An 11,693-nucleotide genomic window follows, 5' to 3' on the forward strand; every position below is an offset into this window, starting at 1 on the left:
GAAGACGAATATGAAGGTAAAGAAATATAGAGAAAGGCGATACGGTGAAGGTAATCTGTGAGAGGCAATTCGTGAGAGGCAATCCGTAAGAGGCAATTCGTAAATGCCTATCTGTAAAATGACATGGCTGGCTTTGGCGACTCCTGTCTGCTGTATTTTGTGCAACAGATTCGTCACTTCCAGCTTAACAAATTGTTTCTATTGCACTTTGTGCACCAGATTTCTGGAAAACCGCAGATGAGGGCTGGATTTGTGGAATTTAATTGCACAAAATACAATAGAATCGAATTTCTCCTTCATTAAGCTGGATTCTGTTGTGCGAAATACAGTAGAACTCAAAAAACGGACAGCTAGCATGAACTTGAAGTGAATCCGCTGCAGATTGATTGCTTAGCCTAGCAAGCCCTTGGTTAGATGAGGGCTTGCTTTTTATTTGGAGAAAATGAAAGCTAGTGCAAATTTTCTGATGATCACGGTGGGTAGATATTGCTTAGGTGCTGTTATTGCCAATGTTACTGATGGATGTTGCTGTTACGATTGCTTTTGCTGAGCTTTTAGTGCTTGCCCGCGCTGACCTCGGCGATCGCAGCATATTCCAGCAGCGCCGCCGTGCCCGCCGGCGTAAGCGTGTACCGGCCGCGGTTCACCCGGGTGAACCAGCCGTAGTAGTTGCGCTGCAGCATCGCCGCAGCGCCGGGCACACCGCTCCGCCGGCGCAGCTCGGCGGGCGTAATGCCGGCCTGGCTGGGCGCAGCCGCCGGGCCCTCTGCAGGCGCCGCTGCGCCTGCCTTAGGCGCGCGGCTCCGCTTAGCGCGCCCATCCAAGAGGCCGAGCGCAGCATCGGCCTCGGCGGCCTGCAGCGCGAGCGCCACGCGCAGCGCCTTCTCGCGGTAGGCCGTCACGAGCTTGACGCGCGTGCTGCCGCCGGTGTTGTAGTCCCCGCTGCGCTCGCGGAACTCATAGAGCAGCTTCTCGCGCCGCCGCGCGCCGCTGCGGACCTGAGGCGGCGCGTCGCCCGGCTCCGCGAGCACCTCGACCAGCGGGGCCTTCGTCTTGTAGAAGACGATGGTGATCAGCCCGAGGCCGAGGCGGCGGCACAGCCCGCTGAGCTCGCCCCAGCGCTGGTTCACCGCGCCTTTTTTGTCGCGGACGCGTTCCACGGCGAGGTAGACGTTGGGGCTGAGGCGCAGACGTTCAACCCCCTGCAGCAGCAGGGCGAGATTGAACGTTTTTTTCATCTCGACAATAAGCGGCAGCTCCTCCCCCTCCCGCAGGCCGACCAGATCGCAGGTCCGTACCTCGCCCTTGATCGAATAGCCCTGCCGCTCAAAAAATGCCTTCAAAGGAGCATAAAGCTCCGTTTCATGTTTTACCGCCATCGTATTCACTCCTGCGCCTAATTTAACATTATATGTGAAGTTCTAGTTTTTTTAATGATTCTCTATTATAGCACAGCAAAAAAGAGGTCAACTATTCCGGGCTCGCCGCATAGGTATGTAATACACTTTTAAAGCCAATCGAGCAAGTAGGAGCGCAAGAGGAGGCAGCGAGCAATGGATATTTTTGAGCGTATAGCTTCGTATCGGGCTGAGAACGACCGTTTGGCGTGGAGCGGCACCTTCAAGGACTATATAGAACTATTGAAAAAAGACCCCTCTCCCGCTAAAACGGCTCATTCCCGCGTATACGACATGATCAAGTCACACGGTGTAGAAGACATCAACGGACGCAAACGGTATAAGTTTTTTGAACAGGAAATTTTTGGGCTCGACCGTGCGGTGGAGAAGCTGGTGGAAGAGTATTTCCATTCTGCCGCCCGCCGTCTCGACGTCCGCAAACGGATACTGCTGCTCATGGGACCGGTCAGCGGCGGTAAATCGACACTGGTTACTCTGCTGAAACGGGGTCTGGAGCAATATTCGCGGACGGATGCAGGAGCGGTGTATGCGATTGAGGGCTGCCCGATGCATGAAGATCCGCTGCACCTGATTCCGCTGGAGCTGCGCCCGGAGATTGAACGCGAACTCGGGGTACGCATTGAGGGCAATCTGTGCCCCTCCTGCCAAATGCGGCTCAAAAATGAATACCGCGGCGACATTGAACAGGTTAAAGTCGTGCGGGTGATTCTGTCGGAAGAAGAGCGCGTCGGTATCGGGACCTTCAGTCCGTCTGATCCGAAGTCGCAGGATATCGCCGATCTTACCGGCAGCATCGACTTTTCGACCATTACTGAATACGGCTCGGAATCCGATCCGCGCGCCTATCGCTTCGACGGGGAGCTGAACAAGGCCAACCGCGGGGTGATGGAGTTCCAGGAAATGCTGAAGTGCGATGAGAAGTTCCTCTGGAACCTGCTCTCACTGACCCAGGAAGGCAACTTCAAGGCGGGCCGGTTCGCACTCATTTCGGCAGATGAAATGATCATCGCCCATACGAATGAAACGGAGTACAAATCCTTCATCTCCAACAAAAAGAATGAGGCGCTCCAGTCCCGTATGATCGTCATGCCGGTGCCTTACAACCTTAGAGTGTCGGAGGAGGAAAAAATCTACGCCAAGCTGATCGCCCAAAGCGACATGAAGCATGTGCATATTGCCCCTCATGCGCTGCGCGCAGCGGCGATTTTCTCGATTCTTACCCGCCTCAAGGAGAGCAAAAAGCAGGGCATGGACCTGATCAAAAAGCTGCGGATGTACGACGGGGAAGAGGTAGAAGGCTACAAGGAAGCCGATCTGAAGGAAATGCAGTCGGAATACCTGGATGAAGGCATGTCCGGTATTGACCCGCGCTATGTCATCAACCGGATTTCCAGTGCCCTGATCAAAGGCGACCTGCAGTGCATGAACGCGCTGGATGTGCTGAGGGCCATTAAAGACGGGCTGGATCAGCATCCTTCGATCACGAAGGAGGAACGAGAGCGGTACCTGAACTTTATTTCCATCGCCCGCAAGGAATATGATATTCTGGCCAAAAGCGAAGTGCAGAAGGCCTTCGTCTACTCTTTTGAGGAATCGGCCAAAACGCTGTTTGAGAACTATCTCGACAACATTGAAGCGTTCTGCAACTGGAGTAAAATCCGCGATCCGCTGACCGATGAGGAGATGGAGCCGGATGAGCGGCTGATGCGCTCGATTGAAGAGCAGATCGGAATTTCCGAAAATGCCAAAAAGGCGTTCCGCGAAGAAATCCTGATCCGCATTTCAGCTTACTCCCGCAAAGGCAAAAAGTTCGAATACAACAACCACGACCGGCTGCGTGAGGCGATTGAGAAAAAGCTGTTCACCGATCTGAAGGATATTGTCAAGATCACTACCTCCTCCAAAACGCCGGATGAAAGCCAGCTCAAACGCATCAATGAGGTGAGTAGACGCCTGATCGATGATCACAACTACTGCCCGATCTGCGCCAATGAGCTGCTGAAATATGTCGGAAGTCTGCTGAACCGCTAGTCTAATGATAGATAACCCAGGTTTTTAAAAAAAGGGAATATCGCGAAGCCGCTGTTTCTGGCTTTGAGATATTCCCTTTATTGATGCAGTGTTCAATGAGTGAGTGCGTTATTCCTCCCCGTGGCTGGAATCCTTCTCCTTAGATCCGCCGACGGTGAACCCCAGGCCGCCGGTATAGCTGCCTAATTGTCCGGTAACTCCAAGGCCTGCGCCCTGACCCCCTCCGAGCTGTGCCTGTGCCTGGGCTCCGAGTCCATTCTGACCGCCGAGCTGCAGTCCGGCATTGAAGCCTGCACCTTGGCTGATACCCAAGTGACCTTCCGCATCAGCTTGCAGTCCGTACGCTCCTCCCACATTGGCCCCGGTATGAAAACCAGCCCCCTGACCACCGCCGATCTGTGTTTTAGCCTGTGCAGCAACTCCGTATTTGCCGAAGGCCGCAGCTCCCGTATCGATTCCAAGCCCTTTTTGCGTGTCGAGATGGGCGTTGCCCTGTGCTTGAATTCCATAGGAGGCGCCGCCCAGATGCCCATTCGCGTAGAGCTCCGCGCCGTCTTTTGCTACATGTCCGCCTGTATTCAGGCCTAAGCCATGCTTGCCTCCGACTTCGCCGCCGGTTTTCAGGTGGATCCCCTGCCCGCTGCCTGCGCTTGCATTTAAATACCCGTCGGCCAGCTGTTTGGCGGTTGTGCCGGAATGGTCTGCTGCCGGCAGATCTGCCGGGCTGCTGTCTGAGCGGTAGTGATGATAGTAGTGGGCATAGGGAAAAGATTCCTGACTGGCAGTCCGGATATAGCTGTACCGGTAATTTGACGAGACCGGATTTTCGTTCTCAAGGGTCATCCAAGATTCCTCCATTGTTATCAATAGGTTTAAATTAGCCTATTCATCATGGGCATGAAATGATACCTTGTTTTCAGCAGGGACATCCTTTTAGCTGATAAAAGGAGTGTGAAAGCTCTTAGGACCGGGAATGCACGGTAACTGATATATAGCAAAACAGGAACAGTTCTCCCGCAATACAGTTGCTATAATAAAATTACCGTACGGGAAAGGCTGGGTTGCTCAGTGAATTACAGTAAGGATATAGAGAGATGCATTGAATATATTGAGGAGAATATTAAGGAAAATCTGACTGCAGGGCAAATTGCCGCGGTGGCCGGATATTCGCCGTATCATTTTTGCCGTCTGTTCAGCCTGTGCAGGGAGATGTCAGTGATGGAATACGTGCGAAGCCGGAAGCTGTCTTTGGCGGCGGTGGATTTGTTTAGAGGGCGGAGCGTGACCGATATTGCGCTGGATTATGGTTTCGAGACTCATGGCGGGTTTACGAAGGCATTCCGCAAAGCGTATGGTTACCCTCCCTCACAATATGCGGCGCGGATGGCCGGTTATCTTCAAGATGTCCCAAAGTTTGAAATCGGAGGTTATATCATGAATCCTGTAATGGTGAGTAAGCCGGCCTTTAAGGTCGCAGGCTACGGTATTGAAACGAATGTGGCCGGAGGCAATTATACGAAGGATATTGCGTCCTTCTGGATCCATTATGAAGGCGAGAATCTGGAGTCGAAAATGTACGACATTCTCAATCCCCCGAGGCATGGCGAAGTGGGGCTGTGTGTTCCGTCTTTTGACAGCGGCAATGCCACTTACCTGCTGGGTGTGATCGTGGACGATTTATCCAAGGTCACGCCGGATATGCTGACAGCTGAAGTGCCGGAGGCCGAATATGCGGTGTTCACCACGCCGCCAGTAGATACCTCGGGGGTTTCGAAGCAGGAAGATTTTGTGCAGGTGATCAAGAGCACCTGGAAGTACATTTTTGAAGAGTGGTTTAAGGACAGCGGTTATGTCTACGACGAGGGCAAGCTGAATTTTGAATTCTACGATGAACGCTGCCATTCGCGCGTGGATACGGTGATGGAGATTTATATTCCGGTGAGGGTGCGGGCGGAAAAATAGGACTTTAACTGCGCCTCTGCAAATGTTGACCGGGTGTATAAGCTTCACTGCGGAATGTTTGGACTTCCGGCCGCTGTTAAGGTTGGATTTCTTCATTGAACCGCTGTGCAGCGGTGGAAATCCAACCTTAGCCTATGCTTCCGATGCGAGCTTTCCTACGGAAAGCTTTCAGGCGGACGCTATCGCTCCTACAGTTCCAAAATTCCCTCCGTTACGCTCACCTGGGCAGTATTTGCCTTGTATTATTCCTATTTACCGGCCGCTTGGGGTGGCAGCCGTAGTTGGGCCCGCAGCGCACGTAACCGTGCTGGCGGGCCTATTGCAGCATGTAGGTAGCAAATACTGCCGGGTGTATAAGCTTCACTGCGGGAATGTTTGGACTTCCGGCCGCTGTTAAGCCTGGATTTCTTCATTGAACCGCTGTGCAGCGGTGGAAATCCAACCTTAAAGGCGGACGCTACCGCTCCTACAGTTCCAAAATTCCCTCCGTTACGCTCACCTGGGCAGTATTTGCCTTGTATTATTCCTATTTCAAATGACATTCGTAAGATCATCTAATACCAATCATTCCCGGCTGGCACTATAATGGGTTAGGAAATAATTAGGAAAATAACCTGTGCCGGAAAGGAATGTTTGTACATGCCGTTAATTGATATGCCGCTTGAACAGTTGAAGAAGTATGAGGGAAGGAATCCGCGGCCGGCAGATTTTGATGCTTACTGGGAGCGGGCGTTGGAAGAGCTTGAAGCTGTAGAGGCCAATTTTGAGCTGATTCCAAGCGCTTTTCAGACCCCGCAGGCGGAATGCTTTGATCTCTACTTTACGGGAGTGCGGGGTGCTCGCATTCATGCCAAATACATTCGCCCCAAAAAGGTGGACACGCCGCAGCCGGCGATTCTGCAATTCCACGGATACACCGGTGACTCCGGTGACTGGCAGGACAAGCTGGCGTATGCATCGCTAGGCTTCTCGGTCTTGGCGCTCGACTGCCGGGGGCAGGGCGGTTCTTCGGAGGATACAGGAGGCGTGAAGGGCAACACCCATAATGGTCATATTATCCGCGGATTGGATGATCATCCGGACAACCTGCTGTTCCGCCATATTTATCTGGATACCGTCCAGTTAGCCAGAATTGCTTTTGGCCTGCCGGGGGTTGATCCGCAGCGTGTATATGCAACGGGTGGATCCCAAGGAGGCGCGCTTACGATTGCCTGTGCAGCACTTGAGCCCCGGGTAAAAAAGCTAGCACCCACATTTCCGTTCCTATGCGATTACAAACGCGTTTGGGAGATGGATCTGGATAAGGATGCCTATCTGGAGCTGAATACGTTTTTCCGTAAGTTCGATCCGCTTCATGAACGTGAGGATGAGATTTTTGAGAAGCTGGGTTATATCGATCTGCAGTATTTGGCCCCCCGTATCCAAGGGGAAGTTTTATTTTTTACCGGCCTGATGGATACCATCTGTCCACCTTCCACCCAGTTCGCAGCGTATAACAAAATCATTTCACCGAAGCAGCTGGTCGTCTATCCGGATTTTGGACATGAATGGCTTCCCGGCAGTGCCGACCGTGTCATGCAGTTTTTCCTGGAAGAGTAGCTTCATAGATTGATATTCGGCGGATCTTGCAGAAATTGGGGCAATCAGTTAAAGCCCGCTGAGTGTTTCAAATGCTCTAAATAACGGGCACGGATCAGCAGAAAATACAGGATTTGTGCGGCAAGGAAAACGATGCTGACCGTAATAGCCGAATGAACCACCGGCGAATGGAACAGGTTATGCAGAGCATAGAGCGCAACCGAGCTGTGAATGAGCGCGACCGCGAGCGGTACGAAAAACAACAACGCGATCTGTAAAGTTGCCACCTTCTCAAGCTCCTTGACGGTCAGCCCGAGCTTCGATAGGGAACGGTACTTCTGCTTGTCATCATTCAGGTCGGTAAACAGCCGGAAATATAGAAAGCTTCCCGTTGCAACAAAAAATAAGCAACTGACAAACAACCCGACGAAAAGCAACAGATTATAGGTCCGCTTCATTTGTTGCTCCAAATAGGCAGGGGATGCGAACCAAAAACCGGAGGGTTCTGCAGATCCGAGCTGACCGGCGATGGCCTCACCTGTGTCCGCTGTTGAATCGGCGCTGTCCGTATCGTAAGCGATGAGAAGCTGTTCTTTTTTCGGATTGCCCAAGGAGTCATACATCCGGTCCGCAACGATCAACAGCGGTTCATCGGCCATGGGAGGCGTGACCGCCTTTCCGACGGTTTGTTTCAGGTTGAATGTGATGGATGTTCCCTTCACTGACCACTCGTGCTCCGGTAACGGCCGGTTTTTCGTGGTCCAGATAGTTGCGGCTTCATTTCCCTGCAGCGACAGTACCGGGTAATCCAAGGCTTTTGCAAGCTTGTTATACTCGGATAGGTTGATGAAGGTCAGGGAGGGTCCATTTATCGAATCGAAGCTCGCTACATGGACGGACCATTTATCATAACGAACTCCCCGTTTTTTGAGCACTTGTTCGATTATTTTCGTGTGATAGGCTGCCTGCCCGGCATCACCGCTGGTTTGGATGTAATTATAGGCGAACGGGTACGCAGCCGTGATTTGTTTGTGGATGGTTTCCAGAAATCCCATCAAACCGCCCATAGCGCAAATGGCAACTGTCGTAACGATCGTCACGAGAAAGAACATCCGGGCGTTGTCCTTCATGCGGTAAGCCATGTCAGACAGAACGAGCACATTCGTTTTGCGCAAAAAGACAGAGCGGTTGCTTCTTAACCTGCGAATCGCAAACACGCTTAATTGTGTGTACAAAAAGTAAGTGCCGATGATGGTTAGGACCGTGACCGGTAATAGAGCGAAAACGACCGTGGGACCTTTAACCTGGAACGATATGATATATCCGCCAAGAAGAAGGCAGAACGCTGTAATTGAAAGAAAAACGGATGATTTAGGCTCAGGCTTCGGTTTGGCGTTGCTTTTCAGCAGATCGATCGGCTTGCTGGCCCGTACGAACACAGCTGTGAACGCGGAGATGACGAGAAACAACAGCACGAATGCGGAAAGAGTGAGCAGAATGGCTGTGCCAGGCATGTAGTATGGGAGCGGGCTCATGTGCATCACATCGGCTCCAATCATCATGAATAGCTTGGCGAACAGCATGCCGGCGGCAAGACCAGCCACAATGGAACCGAAACTGATCACCATGTTTTCGATAAAGACGATCTGTCGCAGCTGATTATAAGTCATGCCGTGCATGATGAGCACTCCGAATTCCCGTTTGCGGGATTTCAGGAAGGCACTGCCTGAATAGAGTACGAAGAAGATGGAGAACACATATACGATATATTCCGCAACCGTCATTGCCTGAGCCGCCGACCCGTTGAAACCGGAATTTTTAATGGCGGGGTGAAAAATAAAAACAGCATACATGAAAAAGATCATCACCGAAAACGTGCTGCTTAGAAAAAAAGCGGCATATGTCCATTTGTTCCCGCTAACATTCCGGAGGGCAAATTGTCGCAACGTCATTTATTGCCCCTCCCGTAACTCCTCTTAATGGACACGAAGCGGTGAAAGCTCATGTGTGTTCCCTCCCATTAGCGAAAGCATATCGATAATCTGCTGGAAGAAGGCCTGGCGGTTGTCTCCCCTGTAAAATTCATTATAGAGCCGGCCGTCCTTGATGAATACGACCCGGTGGCAGTAGCTGGCGGCGAGAGCGTCATGGGTGACCAGCAGCATGGTCGTTTGATCGGTATGGTTGATAGCCTCCATCATTTCCATGACATCCCGTGAAGATTTGGAATCGAGATTTCCCGTCGGCTCATCGGCCAGCAGCAGTGAAGGGGAATGAATGATGGCCCTTGCAATGGTGGCCCTCTGCCGTTGCCCTCCCGACACTTCATAGGTTCGTTTATTCAGAATTTCGGTGATGCCCAGTTTTTCGGCTACCGGATGAAGCTTGGCATCCATCTCTTTCACACTTTTCCCGTCCAGCGTAAGAGGGAGGATGATATTTTCCCCGATGGTCAGCGTATCCAGCAAATTGAAATCCTGAAAGACAAAGCCCAGCTTCCGTCTGCGGAACAGGGCCAGATCGTGTTTGGATAACAAGTGTGGATTTTCTCCATTAATCAACACTTCCCCGGAGGTAGGCGTGTCGATTGTGGATACTACGTTCAGCAGGGTTGTTTTTCCGCTGCCTGAAGGGCCCATAATGCCGACAAATTCGCCTTTGCCGACAACCAGATTCATATCGCTCATCGCCCTATACGCAATGCTGCCATCATAAACTTTTTCCAGATTGCGCACGATTAACATATCCATTTCAGGTATTCTTCCTTTCATACGGTCGGAATTTCGAATTTCCATGGCTCTCCGTATAATCATAACTGCTCCTTAGGCCGATATCCCATCGATTATTCTTAAACAAACCTTACAATGCTGTAATAAAAAAAGCATGTTCATGAAGCTTAAACATGCGTGATCCCCATCCATATACGTACTGCTGTCCCTTGTCCCTGCTCGGATTCAATTTCGACATGATGATCTAGCCGCGAGGCGATTTCCCGAACCAAGTAGAGACCCATGCCGGTGGATTCGCCGAACTGTCTTCCGTTTTCCCCTGTAAAATAGGCATCGAACACTCGCTTGATATCTTGTTTCGGGATTCCCGCGCCGTTGTCCCGAATCTCAAGAGCGGCTTGCTGTCCGCGCACATCAGAGCTAATCAGGATACGGCTGCTTATTCCTGCCGAATACCGCACCGCATTGGTGATTAATTGCCCGAGTGCGAATGCAAGCCACTTGTCATCAGACATGACCATCAGCCGGTCATCCACCTGGATTTCCGGGAAGACCTTATTGCGGATAAATAAATTTTTGTGTTCAGCCACCACTTTCCCGACCAGCTGATGAAGATGAACCGGCTCCGCCACGAAATCCTGTTCGAACGCATCCAAACGTGAGGTATACAGCACCGTGTCAAGCCCCTTCTTCAGCTTGTCTATTTCCTCTCGAATACTGTCAAAGAAGGGGGCGGTTTCATTCTGAACCGCAAGGTGCATAACGGATAGCGGGGTTTTCATCTGGTGCACCCACTGATTGATAAAGGTGATGTGATCGTTCAGCTTTTTACGGTATTGTTGGATATCATTCTGATACAGACGATACTTCCCCTGGAGCAAATGCCCAAGTGCATCCGCGAGCGGTGCGTTCCCGACAAATTCGGCCGATTCGTCAATGGACAGGAGCGGACGAGTCAGCCTCCGGTAAAACCGGTAATGGCGGATATAACGGTATATCAGGTAAAACGCGAATAAGGCCGTATTTACGATGCAGATGTACGCAAGATCCAAGGTATTCCGGAAACCGGATAAGCGGCACATATAAACAGTCAGCAGAAGCTGTCCGGCATACATAAAGATTAACGGAGCCTGCTCTCTCCAAAATAGCCTCATGGCTCATCCCTCCACAAAGGCCGCAGTCTATATCCGGCTCCCCGCACGGTTTCCAGCGCTTCTTCAACGCCGAGCTCGGATAATTTTTTGCGGATACGCGTGATATTGACATTAAGCGTGTTGTCATCAACTACCTGTTGACTGTTCCACAGCTTGTCCAGAAGATAGTCGCGGCTAACCACCTTGGAGCTGTTTTCCATCAGTGTTTCGATCAGCAAGGATTCTTTATGACTGAGATCTACGGTCTTGCCGGATAAGGTCAGCTCAAGCCTTTCGGGATACAACACGAGTCCTGTGCATTCCACGGTCCGTTCCCTCTTGCCCAGGGCGTAGGAGCCGTAAGCACGGCGAAGCTGGCTCTTGATCTTGGCCATGACCACTTCATAATCGAAGGGCTTGGCGATATAATCGTCCGCCCCGTTCTCCAGCGCCATGACCTGCTCCATCTTGCCGTCACGGGCGGAGATGAACAGAATCGGGCAGGTGGAGACCGTTCGGATTTGCCTGCACCAGTAATAGCCGTCGTAACGGGGCAGATTGACGTCCAGCAGCACGAGATCCGGACGAATGCCCTGGAACACCTCCATAACCCGGTCGAATTCCTGGACTGCTTCAGCCCGATACCCGTATTTCTCCACATAGGATTGAAGCAGCTGCGCCAGCTTAAGATCGTCTTCTACAATCAGGATACTAGACATAGATTGGCTCCTTTTCTGATTTGAAAAAACACCAGCATGCCGTCTCCGAGGAGCGATTGGAACTTACTGAGTTTCTATGGTTTGAATAGGCTGGCTTAGGTTCAGCTGTAAACAATTATAACC

9 protein-coding genes are annotated in these 11,693 nt (G+C 51.5%); 3 read left to right on the forward strand and 6 right to left on the reverse strand.

Annotated elements, in window-relative coordinates:
* Nucleotides 1-554: 554 nt before the first annotated feature.
* Nucleotides 555-1,379, reverse strand: coding sequence for a DUF2161 family putative PD-(D/E)XK-type phosphodiesterase (locus AQR02_RS05480; RefSeq protein WP_054939711.1), 825 nt, complete (start codon nucleotides 1,377-1,379; stop codon nucleotides 555-557).
* A 174-nt stretch (nucleotides 1,380-1,553) separates the two neighbouring features.
* Here AQR02_RS05480 and AQR02_RS05485 point away from each other — a divergent pair, with 174 nt between their 5' ends.
* Nucleotides 1,554-3,449: a PrkA family serine protein kinase gene (locus AQR02_RS05485; RefSeq protein ID WP_054939712.1), complete on the forward strand. Its 1,896-nt coding sequence runs from the start codon at nucleotides 1,554-1,556 to the stop codon at nucleotides 3,447-3,449.
* A gap of 108 nt (nucleotides 3,450-3,557) precedes the next feature.
* Here AQR02_RS05485 and AQR02_RS05490 read toward each other — a convergent pair whose 3' ends face one another.
* A complete protein-coding gene (locus AQR02_RS05490) occupies nucleotides 3,558-4,292 on the reverse strand; it encodes a hypothetical protein (protein ID WP_054939713.1) in 735 nt (244 codons plus the stop codon).
* A gap of 225 nt (nucleotides 4,293-4,517) precedes the next feature.
* Between AQR02_RS05490 and AQR02_RS05495 the strand changes: the two genes are divergently transcribed.
* A complete protein-coding gene (locus tag AQR02_RS05495; protein ID WP_054939714.1) occupies nucleotides 4,518-5,411 on the forward strand; it encodes an AraC family transcriptional regulator in 894 nt (297 codons plus the stop codon).
* A 639-nt stretch (nucleotides 5,412-6,050) separates the two neighbouring features.
* Entirely contained in the window at nucleotides 6,051-7,010 is a 960-nt protein-coding gene (locus AQR02_RS05500) for an alpha/beta fold hydrolase (RefSeq protein ID WP_054939715.1), read from the forward strand.
* A gap of 44 nt (nucleotides 7,011-7,054) precedes the next feature.
* On the opposite strand, the gene AQR02_RS05505 is transcribed toward AQR02_RS05500, so the two are convergent.
* The 4 genes from AQR02_RS05505 to AQR02_RS05520 all read right to left on the reverse strand — a co-directional run bounded on the left by AQR02_RS05505 (nucleotide 7,055) and on the right by AQR02_RS05520 (nucleotide 11,570).
* Nucleotides 7,055-8,941: an FtsX-like permease family protein gene (locus tag AQR02_RS05505; RefSeq protein WP_054939716.1), complete on the reverse strand. Its 1,887-nt coding sequence runs from the start codon at nucleotides 8,939-8,941 to the stop codon at nucleotides 7,055-7,057.
* Between the two features lie 24 nt (nucleotides 8,942-8,965).
* Nucleotides 8,966-9,739, reverse strand: coding sequence for an ABC transporter ATP-binding protein (locus AQR02_RS05510; RefSeq protein ID WP_054939717.1), 774 nt, complete (start codon nucleotides 9,737-9,739; stop codon nucleotides 8,966-8,968).
* 146 nt (nucleotides 9,740-9,885) lie between these two features.
* Nucleotides 9,886-10,872, reverse strand: coding sequence for a sensor histidine kinase (locus tag AQR02_RS05515; protein WP_054939718.1), 987 nt, complete (start codon nucleotides 10,870-10,872; stop codon nucleotides 9,886-9,888).
* Nucleotides 10,869-11,570, reverse strand: a complete 702-nt coding sequence (locus AQR02_RS05520) for a response regulator transcription factor (protein ID WP_054939719.1) — start codon at nucleotides 11,568-11,570, stop codon at nucleotides 10,869-10,871. The genes AQR02_RS05515 and AQR02_RS05520 overlap by 4 nt, the downstream gene beginning before the upstream one ends.
* Nucleotides 11,571-11,693 lie beyond the last annotated feature (123 nt).

The organism is Paenibacillus ihuae (assembly GCF_001368795.1).
In the GTDB taxonomy this organism is placed as follows: domain Bacteria; phylum Bacillota; class Bacilli; order Paenibacillales; family Paenibacillaceae; genus Paenibacillus_AQ; species Paenibacillus_AQ ihuae.

Excerpts from the sequence above, each read along its gene's own strand:
- AQR02_RS05480 (WP_054939711.1), bottom strand. The coding sequence starts at position 1,379 with ATGGCGGTAAAACATGAAACGGAGCTTTATGCTCCTTTGAAGGCATTT.
- AQR02_RS05485 (WP_054939712.1), top strand. The coding sequence starts at position 1,554 with ATGGATATTTTTGAGCGTATAGCTTCGTATCGGGCTGAGAACGACCGT.
- AQR02_RS05490 (WP_054939713.1), bottom strand. The coding sequence starts at position 4,292 with ATGACCCTTGAGAACGAAAATCCGGTCTCGTCAAATTACCGGTACAGC.
- AQR02_RS05500 (WP_054939715.1), top strand. The coding sequence starts at position 6,051 with ATGCCGTTAATTGATATGCCGCTTGAACAGTTGAAGAAGTATGAGGGA.
- AQR02_RS05505 (WP_054939716.1), bottom strand. The coding sequence starts at position 8,941 with ATGACGTTGCGACAATTTGCCCTCCGGAATGTTAGCGGGAACAAATGG.
- AQR02_RS05510 (WP_054939717.1), bottom strand. The coding sequence starts at position 9,739 with ATGGATATGTTAATCGTGCGCAATCTGGAAAAAGTTTATGATGGCAGC.
- AQR02_RS05515 (WP_054939718.1), bottom strand. The coding sequence starts at position 10,872 with ATGAGGCTATTTTGGAGAGAGCAGGCTCCGTTAATCTTTATGTATGCC.
- AQR02_RS05520 (WP_054939719.1), bottom strand. The coding sequence starts at position 11,570 with ATGTCTAGTATCCTGATTGTAGAAGACGATCTTAAGCTGGCGCAGCTG.